We start from the raw sequence: 19,082 nt of genomic DNA, 5'->3' as shown, positions 1-19,082 counted from the left end.
GGTGGCGGTCACCAGCCCGACGGCAGCGGACGGCCCTCGGCGAACCCGGCGGCGCTCTGGACGCCGACGGTGGCCTTGGCGTGGAACTCCTCCATGGTCTGCGCGCCCGCGTAGGTGCAGGCGCTGCGGACGCCCGCGGTGATGGCGTCGATCAGGTCCTCGACGCCGGGGCTGCCGGGGTCCAGGCGCATGCGCGAGGTGGAGATGCCCTCCTCGAACAGGCCCTTCTTGGCGCGGTCGAAGGCGTTGTCGGTGCGGGTGCGCGCGGACACGGCCCGCTTCGACGCCATGCCGAACGACTCCTTGTAGAGCCGGCCCTGCTCGTCGCGCTGGAGGTCGCCGGGCGACTCGTAGGTGCCGGCGAACCAGGAGCCGATCATCACGCTGGACGCGCCGGCGGCGAGGGCGAGGGCGACGTCGCGCGGGTGGCGGACGCCGCCGTCGGCCCAGACGTGCCTGCCGAGCCTGCGGGCCTCCGCGGCGCACTCGGCGACGGCGGAGAACTGCGGGCGGCCGACGCCGGTCATCATCCGGGTGGTGCACATCGCGCCCGGGCCGACGCCGACCTTGACGATGTCCGCGCCGGCTTCGACCAGGTCGCGGACGCCCTCGGCGGTGACGACGTTGCCGGCGACGACCGGGACGGTCGGGCGGGCCTCGCGGACGGCCTTGAGGGCGGCGAGCATCTTCTCCTGGTGGCCGTGGGCGGTGTCCACGACCAGGGTGTCGACGCCGGCTTGGAGGAGTTGCTCGGCCTTGGCGGTGACGTCGCCGTTCACGCCGATGGCGGCGGCGACGCGGAGCTTGTCCGCGCTGTCGAGGGCGGGTTGGTAGACGCCCGCGCGCAGCGCGCCCAGGCTCGTCATGACGCCGCGCAGCCGGCCGTCGGCGTCGACGCCCAGCGCGACCCGCTGGGTGCCGCCGTGCAGCCGGTCGAAAACGTCACGCGGAAGGGTGTCCAACGGAAGGGTGACGATCCGCTCGTCGGCGACGTCGTGCAGCCGGGTGAACCGGTCGACGCCGGCGCACGCCGCCTCGTCCACCACACCCGTCGGCCGACCGTCGTCGTCGATCACGACCACCGCCCCGTGCGCCCGTTTGTGCAGGAGGTTGACCGCGTCGGCGACCGAGTCGCCGGAGTGCAGCGTCAGCGGGGTGTCCCACACGGTGTGCCGTGCCTTCACCCACTGGACGATCTCCGCGACCGCTTCGGGCGCCACGTCCTGCGGGAGCACCACCAGCCCGCCGCGGCGCGCCACGGTTTCCGCCATCCGGCGTCCCGCCACCGCGGTCATGTTCGCGACCACGATCGGGATCGTCGCCCCCGTTCCGTCGGAGGTCGACAAGTCGACGCCGAACCTCGAATCGACGGCCGATCGGCCGGGCACGAGGAAGACGTCGTCGTAGGTCAGGTCGTAGCTGGGCCGATGCCCTTCGATGAACCGCACGAGACCTTGACGATACCCGCGTCGGGGCCGATTCGCCCTGGTTGTGCGCACCAAGGGGGTGGATCGGTACGGGTCTGTGGTTGTGGGTTCCTCCAAAGCCGCACTCGTGCGGCTCCAGCGCCCTCACCGGCTCCTAGGCCACCACTCTCGCCGGCTCCTGTGCCAGCGCTTTCGTCGACTCCTGTGCCGGCGTCCTGCCGGCTCTCGCGCGGGCGGCCTTGCGGGCTCCCGTGTCGGCGGCTTTGCAGACGTCCCCGCCGGCGGCCTTGCGGGCTCCTGTGCGGCGTCCTTGCCGGCGCGCTTACCACCGTTCCGCTTGCGTCCGGTCCGGGCGGCTGGGTGGTTGGCGGCACGGGGCGGGTTGGTCGGGGTTCCTCTTCGTTTCAACCGAGGTGCGGTAACAGTGTTTCCGTACATTTTCCGGCGATGTTCACTCGATCGTGTCGCCCGGATCGTCCTGGTGCTTCGGGAGCAGGGCGCGGACCGCGTCGATCGTGTCCGCCTCACCCGCGTCCTTGTCCGGTCGGTACCGGAGCACCCGGGCGAACCGGAGCGCCACACCGCCCGGGTACCTGGGGCTCACCTGGACACCGTCCAACTCGATCTCGATCACCATCTCCGGTCTGACCACCACCGCCCAGTCCGTCTTCTCCGTCGCGATCGCCATCAACTCACGCGTCTGCCAAGCCAGCAACTCGTCGGTCAGCCCCTTGAACGTCTTGCCGACCATGATCGGCGGCCCGCCGTCCGGGTCACGCGCGCCCAGGTGCAGGTTCGACAGCAGCCCCTTCCTCCTCCCGCTGCCCCACTCGACGCCCAGCACCACCAGGTCCAGCGTGTGCACGGGCTTCACCTTCTGCCACGCCCGCCCCCGCCGCCCCGCCGCGTACACCGACCCGAGCGACTTCACCATCACGCCCTCGTGCCCGGCGGCCAGCGCCTCGTCCAGCACCCGCGCCGCCTCGTCCTCGGCCGGCGACACCGCCCCCGGGATCACGTGCCGCCCCGCCACCCGGCGCAACGCCTCCAGCCGCGCCCGCAACGGCTCGTCCAGCAGGTCGACCCCGTCCAGGTGCAGGCAGTCGAAGAAGAACGGGCTGAGCAGCAGCTCCCGCACGTCCTGCGCCCCGAACCGGCTCATCGTCTCCTGGAACGGCCTGGGCTTGCCGTCGTCGTTCAACGCCAGCGTCTCGCCGTCCAGCACCACCGACGTGCACGGCAGCGCGCGCACCAGCTCCACCAGCTCCGGCACGGTGCCGGTGATCTCCCGCAACGTCCGCGTGAAGACCCGCACCGCGTCACCCGACCGGTGCACCTGGATCCGCGCACCGTCGAGCTTGTGCTCCACCACGCACGACCCGAGCTCGGCCAACGCCTCGGGCAACGACTCCGCCGGCGACGCGAGCATCGGCCGCACCGGCCGCCCGACCTCCAGCCGGAACGCCTCCAACGACTTCACACCGCTCATCGCGGCCACGGCCGTCTCCGGCAGCTTCCCCGACAGCATGAACGCCCGCCGCACCACCTCGCCGGGCACGTCGGCCGCCCGCGCGATCGCGTCCAACATCACCCCTTCGAGTGCACCTTGGCGCAGTTCACCGGTCAGCAGCCGCCGCAGGAAGTCCTGCTCGGCGGCCGTCGCCCGGCCGAACAGGTCGGTCAACAACGCCGCCCGCCGCGCCGTCGAGCCCTTGCCGCCGATCGAGGCGAACGCGCCCAGCGCCTCGTCCACATCGGACACGGTGAGCGAAGGGGCCGCTGCCGGTGCCACGGCCAGGTCGAACACGGTGCGCCAACCAGCACCGATGCGCCCCTGGCTCGGCACGCCGACCAGGAACGACACCACCGCGGGCGTGCTCATCCGGCGGATCAGCTCGGCCAGGGCGGCGACCTTGGCCAGGCGGGACCGCGTCGCCCCCACGGCGGCGGACGTCTCGACGACTTCGGTGAACAACACCCGACCATGGTGCACCCGACCCCCGACAAAAACCGGCTCAGCCGACAGCCGGCTCGGCACACAGCCGGCTCGGCCGGGAAGCGGCTCGACGAAGGTGGGTCACACCGCCGCGCGCAGCTCCCGGACCGCCTCGCGGAGCCGGTCGGGCGTCAACGCCGCGTACCCGAGGACCAGCCCGGGGAACGTCGGCGTGCGGGCGTACCGGGCCAACGCGGGGGCGTTGACGCCACGCCGGGCCAGCCGCTCCTGCAACGCCACGTCGTCCGTCCCGGCCGGCAGCCTCACGACCACGTGCAACCCGGCCGCCACCCCGATCGGCTCCCACGCCGGCAGCACGGCCCGCAGCTCGTCCAGCAGCGCGTCCCGCCGCGCCCGGTACAGCTGACGGGTGCGCCGCAGGTGCCGGTCGTACCCGCCGGTGCTCAGCAGCCGGGCGAACGCGGCCTGGTGCAACGTCCCGGTGCCCAGGTCGTCCAAGCGCTTGCGGTCCACGACGACGTCGCGCAGCGCGGGCGGCAGCACCAGCCACCCCAGCCGCAACGCGGGCGCGAGGACCTTGCTCGCGCTGCCCTGGTACACCACGCGCGTCGGGTCCAGTGCCTGCATCGCGCCCAGTGCGGGCCGGTCGTAGCGGTGCTCGGCGTCGTAGTCGTCCTCCACGACCACGCCGTCGCACGCGCGCGCCCAGTCCAACAGGGCACGGCGACGTTCCGGGTGCAGCACGACGCCCAACGGGAACTGGTGCGCCGCCGTGACGAAGACCGCGCGGCAGTCCGTTGTGGACAGCAGGTCGACGCGGAGTCCGTTGTCGTCGACCGGGATCGGCCGGATCTCCAGCCCGTGCGACGCCAGCATCTCGGCGCCGCCGAAGTGGCTCGGCTCCTCCACCGCCACGCTGTGGTGCCCTGCCGCCTGCAACACGCGGCCCAGCAACGAGATCCCCTCCGCCGCGCCGTTGGTCACGACCACTTCGGACGGTCGTGCCGCCACCGCCCGCACCCGGCCGAGGTAGTCGGCGAGCTCCCGGCGCAACGGGCCGAAACCGGCCGGGTCCGGGTAGCCGAGGTCGTCTGTGGACAGGTCCGCCAACGCCGACTTCTGCGCCTGCAGCCACTCGTCGCGCGGGAAGGCGCTCAACGCGGGCACGCCGGGTTTCAGGTCGTACCGGAACCTCGGCGCGGGCTCCGGTTCGGCGGCGACCGCGCCCGGCCACGTGCAGGCGGCCGTGACGGTGGTGCCCGAGCCGTGCCGTGCGGTCAGGTAGCCCTCGCCGATGAGCTGCGCGTAGGCGGAGGTGACGGTGCCGCGGGCGACGCCGAGTTGGGCCGCCAGGTCGCGGCTGGAGGGCAGGCGGGTGCCCGGTGCGAGCCGCCCGTCCCGCACGGCGCGGCGCAGTTCGGACTCGACCGCGCGCCGCCCGGTCGAGGTGGGGAGGAGGAGCTCCCGGTAAGTGGTCCAGTTGGTTGGCATCGAAGTGGAGCTTAAACCTGGACCACTCGTCGACGAGGGTTCTGCACCATGAGAACCAGCAGAACCGCCATCGCGGCGGGCGCGACGTCGTCGGTGATCGTGGGTGCGTCCGTGCCGGTGACGGGCATGCTCCAGGCGTACCCGCTGCTCACGGGGCAGGCCATGCGGTACGCGCTGGGCGGGGTGGCGTTGCTCGGATGGGTGTTCCTGCGGGGCGGGCGGCTGCCGGTGCCGGGGCGGCGGGACTGGCCCGCGCTGCTGGCGCTGGTGGCGACCGGGATGCTCGGGTTCAACGCGTGCGTGCTGTGCGCGCAGCGGTACGCCGAGCCGGGGTTCGTCGCGGCCGTGCTCGGGGCAAGCCCGCTGGTGCTGGCGCTGGTCGCGCCGTTGTTGGCGGGGCGGAAGCCGGCCGTCGCGGCGGTGGTGGGCGCGGTGGCCGTGGTCGGCGGGGTGGTGGTGCTGTCCGGCGGTGGGTCGTGGTACGGGCCGGGGTTGCTGCTGGCGTTGTTGACGATGGCGGGGGAGGCGTCGTTCACGCTGTTCGCGGTGGGTGTGGTGCGGCGGATGGGCGGGTTGGCGGTGGCGACGTGGTGCTGCCTGATCGCGGCCGCGGTCGGTGGGGTGCTGGGCACGGTGTTCGGCGGGTGGCAGGTGCCGACGGTGCGCGAGGGGGTGGCACTGGTGGTGCTGGGGGTCGTGCTGACCGCGGTGGCGTTCGGGCTCTGGTACTTCGCGGTGGCGCAGCTGGGCGCCGACCGGGCCGGGGTGCTGATCGGGCTGATGCCGGTGGCCGGGCTCGTGGCGTCGGTGGCGTTGGGCGCGCAGGCGTTGACCGCGGTGGCGTTGGCGGGGGCGGTCGCGGTGGCCGTCGGGTGCGTGATCGGGCTGCGGGGGCGGACGGCCGACGTCGACCGCCCGCCCCTGCACGACCCACCCCGTCAGGACCCGAACGCCCAGCTCGCGCGTTCTGAGCGTTGAACTCGGGGGTCCTGAACGTAGGACACGGGTGACGCGAACGTAGGACACGCGCGTTCTGGAGGTACGACTCGCGGGTGCGGGTGCGGTTAGCGGTTGCCGTTGGCCATGCGGAGGACGTCGAGGGCTTGGTCGAGGTCGGCTTCGGAGAGCTTGGAGGGGACGTGGCCGCGTTCCAGGACGACCTCGCGGATGGTCTTGCGCTCGCGGAGGGACTGCTTGGCGATGGAGGCGGCCTCCTCGTAGCCCAGGTAGCGGTTGAGGGGGGTCACGATGGACGGCGACGACTCGGCGTACTCGCGCATCTGGTCGACCTGCGGTTCGACCCCGGTGAGGACCTTGTCGGCCAGCAGGCGGGCCACGGCGGCGAGCAGGCGCGCGGACTCCAGGACGTTGCGGGCGATCACGGGCAGCATCACGTTGAGCTGGAAGTTGCCCTGCGAGCCGGCGAACGCCACCGCGGCGTCGTTGCCGATGACCTGCGCGACCACCATCATCGTGGCCTCGGGGATCACCGGGTTCACCTTGCCCGGCATGATCGACGAGCCCGGCTGGAGGTCCGGCAGCGCCAGCTCGCCGAGCCCGGTGCGGGGGCCGGAACCCAGCCACCGCAGGTCGTTCGCGATCTTGTAGAGGCCCACGGCGGTGGCGCGCAGCTGGCCGGAGATCTCCACCACGCCGTCCTGGGTGGCCTGCGCCTCGAAGTGGTCGCGGGCCTCGGTCAGCGGCAGGCCGGTGACCGAGGCCAGTTCCGCCGACACGGCCGCGCCGAAGCCCGCGGGCGCGTTCAGGCCGCTGCCCACGGCCGTGCCGCCGATCGGCAGCTCGGCCAGGCGGGGCAGTGACGAGGTCAGGCGCTCGATCCCGTAGCGGACCTGGGTGGCCCACGCGCCCGCCTCCTGGCCCAGGGTGATCGGCACGGCGTCCATCAGGTGCGTGCGGCCGGACTTCACCAGCGACGTCCAGTCGGCGGCCCGGGCGTCCAGCACCGAGGCCAGGTGCTCCAGGGCCGGGACGACGTCACGCGCCACCGCCTCCGTCGCCGCGACCCGCAGCGTGGTCGGGAACGTGTCGTTGGACGACTGCGACGCGTTGACGTGGTCGTTCGGGTGCACCTCGCGGCCGAGCGCGCGGCTCGCCAGGGTGGCGATCACCTCGTTGGCGTTCATGTTCGACGACGTGCCGGACCCGGTCTGGAACACGTCCACCGGGAAGTGCTCGTCGTGCTCGCCCGCCGCGACGGCGTCGGCGGCCGACGCGATGGCCGCGGCGACTTCGGGTTCCAGTACCCCCAGCCGCTCGTTCACCCGGGCCGTGGCGGCCTTGAGCAGGCCGAGCGCCCGGATCTGCGCGCGCTCCAGACCACGTCCGGAGATCGGGAAGTTCTCCACCGCGCGCTGAGTCTGCGCACGCCACAGCGCGTCCACCGGGACCTTGACCTCGCCCATGGTGTCGTGTTCGACGCGGTACTCCTGTTCACCCATACCACCGAGTTTGGACCGCCTCCCCCAGGTCGGCCCGGGAAGGGTGGGAAGAGTGGCCTGGAACACCTAAGGTCGAGGACATGGAGCTTGAGGTCGACCTGCTGATCGTCGGTGCCGGCCCCACGGGTCTGTTCGCGGCGTACTACGCGGGCTTCCGGGACCTGTCCGTCGCGCTGGTCGACGCGCTGCCCGAGGCGGGCGGCCAGATCACCGCCATGTACCCGGAGAAGATGATCTTCGACGTGGCAGGGTTCCCGGCGGTGCGCGGTCGCGAGCTGGTGACCGCGCTCGTGCAGCAGGCGGACCAGTGGAAGCCGACGTACCTGCTCGGCAGGCAGGCCCGCACGATGTCCGATGTGGACGGTCGGCTGGAGGTCGGGCTCGCCGACGGCGGCGTGGTGCGGGCCGGCGCGGTGCTGATCACGGCGGGCATCGGCGAGTTCCGGCCCCGTCCGCTGCCCGCGGGCGACGGCTGGCTGGACCGCGGCGTGGTGCACTTCGTGCCCAAGCTCAACGTGCACACCGGCCAGGACGTGGTGGTCGTCGGCGGCGGCGACTCGGCGTTCGACTGGGCGCTCGCGCTGCACCCGATCGCGTCCAGCGTCACCGTGGTGCACCGCCGTGCGACGTTCCGCGCCCACCCGCCGACCGTGCGGCAGGTCCGCGAGCTCGGCGTGGAGATCATCACCGACGCGGAGGTGCTCGCGCTGCGCGGTGACCCGGACCTGGCCGAGGTGGAGCTCGGCCTGAAGGGCGGCGACCGCAAGGTGCTGCCCGCGCAGGCCGTGGTCGCGGCCCTGGGCTTCACCGCCGACCTCGGGCCGATCGAGTCGTGGGGCCTGGAGCTGGACCACCGGGCGGTGGTGGTGGACACCACCATGCGCACCGCCCGGGACCGCGTCTACGCCGCGGGTGACGTCGCCCAGTACCCCGGCAAGGTGAAGCTGATCGCCACCGGGTTCGGCGAGGCCGCCACCGCGGTGAACAACATCGCCGTGCTGCTCAACCCGGAGGCCCACCTGTTCCCGGGCCACTCCAGCAACGCGAGCTGAACGAGACCCTCAAGGCACTACCTGGACCTGCTAAGGCACTACCTGGACCTGCTCGCCCGGGAACAGGTTGTCGTAGAACACCACCGACTCCTGCGGGCCCAGGCGCACGCAGCCGTGCGACTGGGTGTTGGTGTCACCCTGGTGGAACGCGATGCCGCTCGTGGTGAAGTACACCGCGTTCGGCATCGGTCCGTTGTAGGGCACGCTCCAGTCGTCCTTCACCTTGCGCAGCACGGGGTACGTGCCGACCGGCGTCTGGTAGCCCGGCATCCCGTGGGACACCCGGACGGGGCCGTAGCTGGCGTTCCCGTTGTAGATCAGCCACGCCTGGTTGGTGGACAACTGCACGCACGCCCCGTTCTGCACGGAGCAGGGCGTACCGGTCGAAGCGGAGGCGGGGGTCGCGAGGCCGAAGGTCAGAGCCGCCGCGGCCAGCGCCGTCGTGCCGAGCATCTTCCTCATCATCGCAATCACTCCTCGGCACTCGGTTACCCCGTCCGAGTCGTTCGAACACTTTCAGTTATGCGGCGACCTGGACCTGGTCGCCCACCTGGAGGGTGTGGAAGTACTTCGCCGCCGCTTCGGGTGACAGGTGGATGCAGCCGTGGGACTCGTCGGTGAGGCTGCCCTCGTGGAACGCGATGCCATTGCTGACGAAGTACGTGGAGTACGGCATCTCGGCCATGCCGAAGTCGCGGCTGTAGTCGAGCTCCACCTTCCACAGCACCGAGAAGTAGCCGACGGGCGTCTCCCAGCCGGGCTGCCCGGACGTCGTCGGCACCGGCCCGTAGCTGATCTTGCCACCGCTGATCAGCCACGACTCGTTGGTCGACAGCCGCACGCAGGCGCCGTCGGTGATGTCGCACGGCGTGCCGGGCACGGTCATCGGCGGGGGCGGCGGCGCGGGCTGCGGTTCCGGCGTCTTCGTGGTCTCCGTCGTCGGCGCGGGAGTCGGCGCGGGCGCCGGGGCCGACGGTTCCGACGACGGTGCGGCGGAGGAAGAAGGAGCGGAAGGAGAAGAAGACGGAGACGGAGACGTGGCCGGGCCGGAGGCCTCGGACGTCCCGCAAGCCGTTGCCAGGAAAGCGATTACCACCAGTGCTGCTCTGCGCATCGCGCACCCCCCAGGGATCGTGCTGTGTACTGATCCTGGAGACGCCGTCCCGAGCCCCTCGGTTGCCGGCCGGTTGATAACGAATGGGGAAGGGCCGCCCCACCCAGAGGTGGGACGGCCCTTCGAACGCGCGGACGAGCGGTCTGGGCCGGGTGGCCCGGACCCGGTTGGGTCTAGACCGCGCCCGCGTACTGGCTGATCCACGAGCGGAACGCCGGCACGTCCATGTAGATCGACGGGCCGGTGGCGCAGGTGGAGCTGTTGTTGCCCGCGCGGCTCGTGGCGCCGACCAGCTGCCACACCCCGTTCACGGACTTGACCTGCGGGCCGCCCGAGTCGCCGTAGCAGGCGCCCGAGTTGCCGTTGGGGTTGTTCGTGCAGATCTCGACCGAGCCGTAGATGCCCAGGCAGCGGCTGTCCGCCACGATCGACGTGTTCAGCTCCTGCAGGGTGACCGGCGCGCCGCAGCCACCGCGCGGGGCGCAGGTCTGGCCCCAACCGATGATGCGGGTCGCCGTGCCGGCCGCACCGGACGTCGACGCCACCGCGATCGGCGTCTGGCCCACCGAGGTGGCCAGGCGCACCAGCGCGATGTCGTACGACGAGTGGGTGATCACCTGGGCGCCGGACGCGACCGTGCCGCCGCTGGTGCGGTTGGTCGTGCCGATGCGGGCCCGGATGGAGGACGCCGACCGGCCCTGCACGCAGTGCTTGGCCGTGACGACCCAGTTGGCCTTGATCAGCGAGCCGCCGCAGAAGTGGCTACCCGTGGTGCTCTGCAGGGAGACCATCCACGAGTAGGTCTGCGTGGCGTTGCCGCCGCCCACGATGAACGGGGTGACGCCGCCGTCGGTCGCCGGGGCCGCCGCCGCCCCGGCCGCCGAGGCGAGTGCCGCGCCGACCGCCACCGCGAACGCGGTGAACAGGGTACGAACCTTCATCGCTTCCTCTCCGTCCCCGGCGCAGGGTGCTCGGGGACGGATCGGAAACTAGGGATGAGCGCGGGGTGATCACTACAGCCGATCGGCCGGTAACGCTCGGTTCACAGTTGACAGCGCCCGGTAGGACTACGGCAGCGGCGGGAGCGCGTCCTCGCCCGTGATCGGGATGTCGAAGTCGACCGACGAGTACTCGCGCAGCTTGGTGAGCCGGTGGAAGCCGTCGATCATCCGCACCGTGCCGGACTTCGACCGCATCACGATCGACTGGGTCGTGCAGCCGCCCGCCCGGTAGTGCACGCCGCGCACCAGGTCGCCGTCGGTGACGCCGGTCGCGCAGAAGAACACGTTGTCGCCGCGCACCAGGTCGTCGGTCAGCAGCACCCGGTCCAGGTCGTGGCCCGCGTCCAGCGCCCTCTGCCGCTCGTCGTCGTCCTTGGGCCACAGCTTGGCCTGGATCGCGCCGCCCATGCACTTCAGCGCCGCCGCCGCGATGATGCCCTCGGGCGTGCCGCCGATGCCGACCAGCAGGTCGATGCCGGTGTTGGGCCGGGCCGCCGAGATCGCGCCCGCCACGTCGCCGTCGGAGATGAAGTGGATCCGGGCGCCCGCCGCGCGCACGTCGCGCACCAGCGACTCGTGCCGCGGCCGGTCCAGGATGCACACCGTCACGTCGGAGACGTCGCTGTGCTTGGCCTTCGCGATCCGGCGGATGTTCTCCGCGATCGGCGCGGTGATGTCGATGACGTCGGCCGCCTCCGGCCCGGTGGCGAGCTTCTCCATGTAGAACACGGCGGACGGGTCGAACATCGCGCCCCGCTCGGCCACCGCGAGCACCGCCAGCGCGTTCGGCATGCCCTTGGCCATCAGCGTGGTGCCGTCGATCGGGTCGACCGCCACGTCGCACTCGGGGCCGTTGCCGTCACCGACCTCCTCGCCGTTGAACAGCATGGGCGCCTCGTCCTTCTCGCCCTCGCCGATCACCACCACACCGCGCATGGACACGGTGCCGATCAGCTTGCGCATGGCGTCCACCGCCGCGCCGTCGCCACCGTTCTTGTCGCCGCGGCCCACCCAGCGCCCGGCGGCCATCGCGGCCGCCTCGGTCACCCGGACGAGTTCCAGCGCGAGGTTCCGGTCGGGTGCCTCGCGACGGCGCTCGGACGGGCTGCTGCCTGTGACCATGACGTTTCCTCCTGCGAAGATTACCGGCCGGTAAAGGCAATCCTCGCACGTCGTCAGGCCTCGGCCACGTCCTCCTCGGTCACACTGAGTGCTTGATCGATCCGTTCACGGGCCCCCGCGAGCTGCCGTTCGCAGGTCTTCGCCAGGGCCTCGCCGCGTTCCCACAGCGCCAGCGACTCCTCCAGCGACAGGCCGCCCGCCTCCAGCCGGCGGACCACCTCCACCAACTCGTCCCTGGCCTGCTCGTAGCCCGGCTCACTCACGTGGACAACTTCCCCAATCGGTTCTGGACGTGCACCACGACGGTCGCGACCGCCTGGTCGTAGCCGATGAAAGCCTCGGCGAACTCCGCGCCGTCACCCTCGCGCACCGCGTCGTCGATGCGGTGCTCGGCGTCGGCGACGCGCCTGCGGTGCACCGACCCGTGGCCGAGCCACCACCGCACCCCGGCGTACCCGCAGGTCGCCTCGGACAGGTCGTGCAGCCGGTTGATCAACGTCTGCCTGCCCGACGTGCAGCCGGCGACCAGCGACAGCCAGCAGTCGGCGGCGGCCCGGTCGGCCGACTCGGCGCGGTCGCGCACGGTGACGGCGCCCTCGTCGTCGCCGGCGCCCGCGGCGGCCACCGTCAAGGGCAGGAACGTGGGCTCACGTGCCGGGTTGGGCACCACCGCCTCCTCTCTCCGCCTCGTCGCCGCCCTCGGCGGCGGTGGCGGGATTGCCGTCTCCGCCGGCGGTGGTCACGACCGCGTGCACGGCGCCGTCGGCCACGCGCACCCTCAGCTGGGTGCCCGCGGGAGCTTGGGAGGTCGACCGGAGGACCCCGTCGACCCCGTCGGGGGTGACGAGTTGGACCACCGCGTACCCCCGCGCCAGCGTGGCGGCAGGCCCGAGGGTCGTCAAGCGCGCCGTGGTCGCGATCAGCCCCGCGGTCTCCGAGTCGAGCCGGTTGCGCACCGCCCGCCGGGCGCGCTCGCGCAGCCGGTCCACGTCCTCCGCGCGCCGGTCCAGCGGACCGTGCGGGTCGGAAAGCGCAGGTCGGGTCCGCAGCGCCGCGAGCAGCTTGCGCTCCCGGTCCACCCAGCCGTGCAGGGCGCGCCGACTGCGGTCGCGCAGCTGGCGGATCCGCTCGCCCTCCTCCGCGACGTCGGGCACCACCCGTTTGCCCGCGTCGGTCGGCGTGGAGCAGCGCAGGTCGGCCACGTGGTCCACCAGCGGGGTGTCCGGCTCGTGCCCGATCGCGGACAGCACCGGCGTGCGGCACTGCGACACCGCCCGGCACAGCGCCTCGTCGGAGAACGGCAGCAGGTCCTCCACGCTGCCGCCGCCGCGGGCCAGCACGATGACGTCCACCTCGGGGTCGCGGTCCAGAGTCGACAGTGCGGTGAGGATCTGCGGCACCGCCAACGCCCCTTGCACCGCAACGTTGACCACCCGGAACCGGGCGCCCGGCCAGCGGGCGTGCGCGTTGGTCAGCACGTCCCGCTCGGCGGCCGACGCGCGACCCGTGATGAGACCGATCTTGTTCGGCAGGAACGGCGGCTTGCGCTTGCGGCGCGGGTCGAACAGGCCCTCCGCGCCCAGCAGCTTGCGCAGCCGCTCGATCCGGGCCAGCAGCTCGCCGATGCCGACCTGGCGGATCTCGTCCACGCGCAGGCTCAGCGTGCCGCGGTTGGGGAAGAAGTTGGGCTTGCCGTGCACCACCACCCGGCTGCCCTCGGTCAACTGGAGCTCGCGCACCAGGCCGACGGGCGCGGTCAGCTGCATCGACATGTCCACCGACGGGTCGCGCAGGGTGAGGAACGCCGTCGCCGTGCCCGGGCGCGCGCTGAGCTGGGTGACCTGGCCCTCGACCCACACGTCGCCGAGCCGGTTGATCCAGTCGAAGATCTTGCGCGCGACCGTCCGCACCGGCCACGGGTTCTCGGGGCTGGACTTCTCCTCTGTCACTGCGTCTTGAGGTTCGCGATGCGGCGGGTGAGCATGCCGGTGAACTCGGGCCGGTCGGCGTGCGTGCGCTCGTGCGCCAGCAACTCCTCCAGGTCCTGCGCCGTCAACGTCCGCAGGCGGGCCCTCAGCTGCGCCAGCGACAGCTCGTCGTAGTTCGGCAGCACGGCGGGCGGCTCGGCGGCCAGCGCCTGCTCCTCCTCCGCCCACGGGTCGTCGGCCGTCTGCTCCCCGGCCGTCGGCACGCCGACCGTCTGCTCCCCGGCCGCCGGGACGCCGGGCATCGGCACGCCGGTCTCCGGCTCGTCCTCGTCGAACGTCGCCCACTCGGGTTCCTGCTCCACCGGGCGCAGCACGGACAGCACGTCGTCGCCCTTGATTGCGAGTTCCGTCACCCGCTGCTGGACCCGCATGGACAGCTGGAGGGCCTCACTGACCACGGTGACCGGGAGGCCCGCGAGTTGCCCCGGGAGCTTCCGGGCCTGCTCGACGGCGGTGGCCGCCAGTCCCGCGGCGAGGCGGATGGTCAGGGGCAGTGGCTTCATGCCCTACAGCCTGCCGCAGTCGGCGGTCGGATGCCTACATCCGGCACGCCGTACCCTGGGGGCCATGGACAAGCGAGTGCTCCTGGCCAAGCCGCGTGGCTACTGCGCCGGCGTGGACCGTGCCGTCGTGACCGTGGAGAAGGCGCTGGAGCAGTACGGCGCCCCGGTCTACGTGCGCAAGGAGATCGTCCACAACAAGCACGTCGTGGAGACGCTGTCCCGGCGCGGCGCGATCTTCGTGGACGAGACCGACGAGGTGCCCGAGGGCGCGCTCGTGGTGTTCTCGGCGCACGGCGTGTCGCCCGCCGTGCACGAGGAGGCGGCGTCGCGGCAGCTGCGCACGATCGACGCCACCTGCCCGCTGGTGACCAAGGTCCACAACGAGGCCAAGCGGTTCGCCCGCGAGGACTACGACATCCTCCTGATCGGCCACGAAGGACACGAGGAGGTCGAGGGCACGTACGGCGAGGCGCCCACGCACATCCAGCTCGTGGACACCGCCGAGGACGTCGACAAGGTCGTGGTGCGCGATCCGTCCAAGGTGGTCTGGCTCTCGCAGACCACGCTGTCGGTGGACGAGACGATGGTGCGGGTGCGGCAGCTGCAGGACCGGTTCCCGGACCTCCAGGAGCCGCCGTCGGACGACATCTGCTACGCCACGTCCAACCGGCAGACCGCGGTGAAGACGATGGCGCCGGAGTGCGACCTGGTGCTCGTGGTCGGGTCGAAGAACTCGTCGAACTCGGTGCGGCTGGTCGAGGTGGCGTTGCAGGCGGGCGCGCGGGCGTCGTACCTGGTCGACTACGCCCGCGAGGTCGACCCGGCGTGGCTGGAGGGCGTGTCGACGGTCGGTGTGACGTCGGGCGCGTCGGTGCCGGACATCCTGGTGATGGAGCTGCTGGAGTTCCTGGCCGAGCACGGCTACGGCGACGTCGAGGAGATCACCACGGCGAACGAGAAGATCGCCTTCGCCCTGCCGCGCGAGCTGCGCAAGGACATGGTCCGCTGACCTGACCTGACCTGACCTGACCTGACCTGACCTGCTCGGTGTCGGGTGCGGCCGCGGGTTCACCCCGCGGACTCGGCGGCCCGGTCGCGTCCGGGGTGGTCGAGGGCGTCCAGCTCGCGCCGCACCCGCTCGGCGTCGGTGTCGCGTTCCTGCGCCCGGTACTGCGCCAGCGCTTCGGTCCAGACCGCGCGGGCCCGGTCGTGTTGGTCGAGCGCGGCGTGGACGTGGCCGAGGGCGGCGAGGGTGTCGGTGGAGTAGTAGGTGTCGCCCAGGGTGCGGAACAGGGCGAGGGCCTGTCGGTAGTGGGCGACGGCTCGGCCGTGGTGACCGGTCCGGTGGTCGATGTACCCCAGGCTGTCGAGGGTGTGCGCCTGGCCCTCGGCGTAGTCGTGGCGCCGGGTCAGGGCGAGCGCCGTCTCGCAGTGCGCGCGGGCGGTGTCGTAGTCGCCCAGGCGAGCGGCGTACCAGCCGACCTGGTTGAGCGCGTGGGCCTCCCGGACCGGCCCCGCGAGGGTGCGGTAGAGGTCCAGGGCGCGTCGGGCGTGCTCCAGCGCCCGTCGGTCGTCGCCGCGCCGTTCCCAGGCCGACGCGAGCATGTGGTGGATGTGGGCCTGCTCGTCGACGTCCTGGTGCCGTTCGGCCAGGGCGAGTGCCCGGTGGAGGTGCTCGGCCGCTTCCTCGTGCCGCGCCACCTCGGCGTACGCGATGCCGAGGCTCCTGTGCACGTGGGCGAGGGTCGTGGGCGCGTCGAGGTGGGTGGCGGCGTCCAGCGCGACCCGCCACAGCGCCAGGTCGTCGTGGCGGAGCCCCCGGCGGGCGTTGAAGTTGGTCAGGGCCCAGGCCAGTTGCCACACCACCTGGTGCCGCTGGTGGGCGGCGGCGGTGCGCTGGGCGGCCGACACCTGGCGGTGCTCGGCGTCGAGCCAGGCCGACGCGGCCGAGTCGTCGGCCAGGGGGTGGGGTCGGGTGCCGGCAGCGGGCGGGTCGAGCTCGACCGGGTGCCGGTGCGGCGTCAGCAGGCGGGCGGCCGCGTGGGCGGTGTGCAGGTAGAAGTCCACGACGCGCTCCAGCGCCGCACGGCGGACGGGCTCGGCCAGGTCGTCGGCGACGGCGGTGGCGTAGCCGCGGACCAGGTCGTGCATCGTGTAGTGGCCGTCGGCGTGCAGGTCGACCAGTGAGGCGTCCTCCAGGGCGTGCAGCGCCCTGCGCGCCCGCGCTAGCGGCAGGGCGGCGAGGGAAGCCGCGGCCGGCAGGCCGATGTGCGGACCGGGTGCGACGCCCAGCAGCGCGAACACCGTGCGCTGCTCGGGGGTCAGGCGCTGGAGGGACCACGACAGCACCGTGGGCAGGCCGGCGGCCGGGTCGTCGTCCTCCAGCGCGTCCAGACCCAGTTCGCGCAGCTCGGCGGCCACGGTGGCGAGCGACCGGCGAGGACGGGCGTGGGCCGCGACGATGCTCAACGCCAGCGCGTACCCGCCGCACAGGCGGACCAGGTCGTAGACCGCGACCGACTCGCCCTCGACCCGTTCGGCGCCGAGGCGGTCGACCAGCAGCGCGCGGGCCTCGGCGTCCGACAGCACGCCCAACGGGAGGTGGTGGGCGCCCCGACCGGTGATCAGCCCCGTCAGCCGGTTGCGGCTGGTGACCAGGACGGCGCAGGTCGGGGCGCCCGGGAGCAGCGGGGTCAGCTGGGTGGTGTCGGCGGCGTTGTCCAGCACCAGCAGCACCCGCTTGCCCGCGACCAGGCTGCGGAACAGCGCGGCTTGGGCGTGCGGGTCGACGGGGACGCGGTCGGGCGCGACGCCCAGCGCGTCGAGGAACCCGCGCACCGCCACCGACGGCTCCATCGGCTCGCTGTCGGGGCTGAAGCCGCGCAGGTCCACGAACAGCTGACCGTCGGGGAAGCGGTCGGCGTTGCGGTGGGCCCAGTGCAACGCCAACCAGGTCTTGCCGATCCCGCCGGCGCCGCCGATGGCCGAGATGAGCACCGTGGCCGCCTGCCCGGCCGCGTCCAGCGCGGCGTCCAACCGGTCCAGCTCCTCGCGGCGGCCGACGAACGGCGCCGGTGCGGCGGGCAGCTGGCGGATCGGAGGACCTGCCGGGGTGCTGACGGAGGGCGTGGGATCGCCGGTCGTGCGGGTCAGGACCTCGGGATCGCCCGGGTACGGGTGGTCGGGCAGGGCGACCCACGCGGTGTCGCGGGTCTCCTTCACCGCTACCGGCACGGGCCGGAACGTCGTGGGGTCCAGTACGGCGGAGTGGCGGACGACCTCGTCGAAGACCCAGCGGGACACGACCAGCGCCAGCGCGCCCGGCGAGTCGGCGAGGGCGCGCTTCAGCGGTGCCGCGTCGACCAGCCGGAACGCCGTCGTCACGGCGGTGGAGGTGACGCCGTGGCCGTCGAAGGCGACCTCGCCGGCGTGCACGGCCACCCGCAACCGGACCCGCTGCTCGGGCGGGCCGCTGTCGTTGTGCTCGCGCAGCACCGCGGCGAGCGCTCCGGGCGCCACCTCGACCAGCGGTCCCTTGGGCACCTCGGGCGGCACGAGGACGAACACGCCGTCGCCGCGGTCCTCGTGGTAGCAGTCGGCCCACCGCACGCCGGCCGCCGTCAGCGCCCGTTCGACGGCCCGGTAGAGGACGGCGCGGGTCTGGAGCTGGCGGGGCAGCGTCCGCTGCCGGCCACCGAAGCCCTCCACGTCGACCACGACGATCGTGCGGTGCAGCGCCGGTCCCGCGGCCGCCATCCCCGCCGTCACGCGATCCGGAGGCCACCGGCAGGACCGCACTCGACCCGCGGTCGTGGCGTCGCCATGTCCGGCATCGTGCCGGTTCTCACGGCCCGTTCGCAGTGGCCGACCCGAGATGTACCCGAAAGCCGCAACCGCTGCGCGGGATCCGCGACCGCCCTGCCGCGCGAGGACGTGCCGCCGAAGCGCCCACGCCCGTGATTCTGAGGCGTGGGCGCTTCGCGGTTCTCAGCCCAGGTCGTAGCGGTGGTCGGGCGGGCTCGGCGGCCACGCCACGGAGGTGTCCTTGTACCAGATCGGGGTGCACTCGCCCCGCTGCGCGCACGCCTTCGCCCGCCCACGCCACCCGGCCATGGCCAGCAGGCCCGCCTTGTCGCCGCGCCACAGCACGTCGTTCCAGCTGGAGACGTCGTCCACGGTCCGCTGGCCCATGAGCGCGTGCTCGCCCTGGTACTCCGAGTTGTAGTGGTTGAGCCCCAGCTGGTGCCCGAGCTCGTGCATGACCTTCATCCCGATCTGGTGGCGGGCCTCCCGGTCGCCGGCCAGGCTGCGCTCGACGATGCGGTCCCACGTCGACAGGTGCGCGAAGCTGATGTTGCCGCCGGTGTAGACCAGGCCGCGCCGGTCGAGCCGCGTGCCGGGGTAGGCGATCCCCACCACGCCGGTCAGCTGGGTGTCGAAGGTGATGCTGATCTGGTTCGCCGGGCGCGGCGTGGTCAGGTAGTTCTCCTGGTCGTAGTCGAGGTACTCCAGGCGCCCGCCGACCCACTTGTTGGTCTCCAGCACGATGGTCGACATGACGTCGTCGAAACCCTCCAGCCACCGCTCCTCCTGCCGCAGGCGCGGGTCGTCCGCGGGCAGGCCGCGGCGGTTGCGGTAGAGCTTGACCGTGTAGTGGTCCATCAGCTCGTAGTAAGCCGGGTTGGCCAGGCCGCGCATCCGGGTGAGGTTGAACCCGTACGGGTTCTCCAGACCACCCGAATCGCCGGGCTGCGGGTCGACCAGCATCATGCCCGGCTGGTAGGGCGTGCGCCCGAGGGCCGGGTCGTACGGGGGTACGTCGGCCGAGGCGGGTGTGGCCACCACCGCCGTCGCCAGCGCCGCGACGACGGCGACGACACCGAGGCGTGCTCGACCGGGAAATGCGCGCATGGCTGTTCTCCACTCATGACGGAAATGGCCCGGGAATGCACAGGGGAATGGTCCACC

The 19,082-nt window shown here is 72.6% G+C and carries 17 protein-coding genes; 3 read left to right on the top strand and 14 right to left on the bottom strand.

The features are described from left to right. Positions 1–8: 8 nt before the first annotated feature. From AB0K14_RS24920 to AB0K14_RS24910, 3 genes are all read right to left on the bottom strand, one after another. On the bottom strand, positions 9–1,448 hold the full coding sequence (locus AB0K14_RS24920) for a GuaB1 family IMP dehydrogenase-related protein (RefSeq protein ID WP_360453470.1): 1,440 nt from the start codon (positions 1,446–1,448) through the stop codon (positions 9–11). A 430-nt stretch (positions 1,449–1,878) separates the two neighbouring features. Further along, positions 1,879–3,405, bottom strand: coding sequence for an ATP-dependent DNA ligase (locus tag AB0K14_RS24915; RefSeq protein WP_360453473.1), 1,527 nt, complete (start codon positions 3,403–3,405; stop codon positions 1,879–1,881). A gap of 99 nt (positions 3,406–3,504) precedes the next feature. Next, positions 3,505–4,875: a PLP-dependent aminotransferase family protein gene (locus AB0K14_RS24910; protein WP_360453476.1), complete on the bottom strand. Its 1,371-nt coding sequence runs from the start codon at positions 4,873–4,875 to the stop codon at positions 3,505–3,507. A 48-nt stretch (positions 4,876–4,923) separates the two neighbouring features. Here AB0K14_RS24910 and AB0K14_RS24905 point away from each other — a divergent pair, with 48 nt between their 5' ends. After that, positions 4,924–5,853, top strand: a complete 930-nt coding sequence (locus AB0K14_RS24905; protein ID WP_360453479.1) for a DMT family transporter — start codon at positions 4,924–4,926, stop codon at positions 5,851–5,853. Positions 5,854–5,939: 86 nt separating this feature from the next. Here the strand turns inward: AB0K14_RS24905 and AB0K14_RS24900 are convergent, their stop codons facing one another. Then, positions 5,940–7,334, bottom strand: a complete 1,395-nt coding sequence (locus AB0K14_RS24900) for a class II fumarate hydratase (protein ID WP_360453481.1) — start codon at positions 7,332–7,334, stop codon at positions 5,940–5,942. Between the two features lie 80 nt (positions 7,335–7,414). Between AB0K14_RS24900 and AB0K14_RS24895 the strand changes: the two genes are divergently transcribed. Then, on the top strand, positions 7,415–8,386 hold the full coding sequence (locus tag AB0K14_RS24895; RefSeq protein ID WP_360453484.1) for an NAD(P)/FAD-dependent oxidoreductase: 972 nt from the start codon (positions 7,415–7,417) through the stop codon (positions 8,384–8,386). Between the two features lie 30 nt (positions 8,387–8,416). Here the strand turns inward: AB0K14_RS24895 and AB0K14_RS24890 are convergent, their stop codons facing one another. The 8 genes from AB0K14_RS24890 to AB0K14_RS24855 all read right to left on the bottom strand — a co-directional run bounded on the left by AB0K14_RS24890 (position 8,417) and on the right by AB0K14_RS24855 (position 14,114). Then, positions 8,417–8,851 (bottom strand): L,D-transpeptidase, encoded by a 435-nt coding sequence (locus AB0K14_RS24890; protein ID WP_360453487.1) that lies wholly within the window; start codon positions 8,849–8,851, stop codon positions 8,417–8,419. Positions 8,852–8,906: 55 nt separating this feature from the next. Next, on the bottom strand, positions 8,907–9,272 hold the full coding sequence (locus tag AB0K14_RS24885; protein WP_360453490.1) for a L,D-transpeptidase: 366 nt from the start codon (positions 9,270–9,272) through the stop codon (positions 8,907–8,909). Between the two features lie 401 nt (positions 9,273–9,673). Beyond that, positions 9,674–10,441, bottom strand: a complete 768-nt coding sequence (locus tag AB0K14_RS24880) for a serine protease (RefSeq protein ID WP_360453493.1) — start codon at positions 10,439–10,441, stop codon at positions 9,674–9,676. 126 nt (positions 10,442–10,567) lie between these two features. Then, complete coding sequence (gene glpX / locus AB0K14_RS24875; protein WP_360453496.1) at positions 10,568–11,623, bottom strand: class II fructose-bisphosphatase; 1,056 nt, start codon at positions 11,621–11,623, stop codon at positions 10,568–10,570. Between the two features lie 53 nt (positions 11,624–11,676). Next, positions 11,677–11,886, bottom strand: coding sequence for an exodeoxyribonuclease VII small subunit (locus AB0K14_RS24870; RefSeq protein WP_053719410.1), 210 nt, complete (start codon positions 11,884–11,886; stop codon positions 11,677–11,679). Next, positions 11,883–12,290, bottom strand: a complete 408-nt coding sequence (locus tag AB0K14_RS24865) for a sugar ABC transporter substrate-binding protein (protein WP_360453501.1) — start codon at positions 12,288–12,290, stop codon at positions 11,883–11,885. The genes AB0K14_RS24870 and AB0K14_RS24865 overlap by 4 nt, the downstream gene beginning before the upstream one ends. Continuing rightward, on the bottom strand, positions 12,271–13,572 hold the full coding sequence (gene xseA, locus AB0K14_RS24860) for an exodeoxyribonuclease VII large subunit (RefSeq protein ID WP_360453503.1): 1,302 nt from the start codon (positions 13,570–13,572) through the stop codon (positions 12,271–12,273). The genes AB0K14_RS24865 and xseA overlap by 20 nt, the downstream gene beginning before the upstream one ends. Continuing rightward, positions 13,569–14,114, bottom strand: coding sequence for a lipid droplet-associated protein (locus AB0K14_RS24855; protein WP_360453506.1), 546 nt, complete (start codon positions 14,112–14,114; stop codon positions 13,569–13,571). Before AB0K14_RS24855 ends, xseA begins: the two co-directional genes overlap by 4 nt. Positions 14,115–14,178: 64 nt before the next feature. Between AB0K14_RS24855 and AB0K14_RS24850 the strand changes: the two genes are divergently transcribed. Then, positions 14,179–15,123, top strand: a complete 945-nt coding sequence (locus AB0K14_RS24850; RefSeq protein WP_360453509.1) for a 4-hydroxy-3-methylbut-2-enyl diphosphate reductase — start codon at positions 14,179–14,181, stop codon at positions 15,121–15,123. A gap of 59 nt (positions 15,124–15,182) precedes the next feature. Here the strand turns inward: AB0K14_RS24850 and AB0K14_RS24845 are convergent, their stop codons facing one another. Both AB0K14_RS24845 and AB0K14_RS24840 read right to left on the bottom strand, forming a co-directional pair. Next, positions 15,183–17,882: a tetratricopeptide repeat protein gene (locus tag AB0K14_RS24845; protein WP_360453512.1), complete on the bottom strand. Its 2,700-nt coding sequence runs from the start codon at positions 17,880–17,882 to the stop codon at positions 15,183–15,185. A gap of 219 nt (positions 17,883–18,101) precedes the next feature. Then, positions 18,102–19,025 (bottom strand): hypothetical protein, encoded by a 924-nt coding sequence (locus AB0K14_RS24840; RefSeq protein ID WP_360453515.1) that lies wholly within the window; start codon positions 19,023–19,025, stop codon positions 18,102–18,104. Between the last annotated feature and the right edge of the window lie 57 nt (positions 19,026–19,082).

It is taken from the genome of Actinosynnema sp. NPDC050801, assembly GCF_040673975.1.
Taxonomy (GTDB): domain Bacteria; phylum Actinomycetota; class Actinomycetes; order Mycobacteriales; family Pseudonocardiaceae; genus Actinosynnema.
This window is presented reverse-complemented; position numbering and strand designations above follow the sequence as displayed.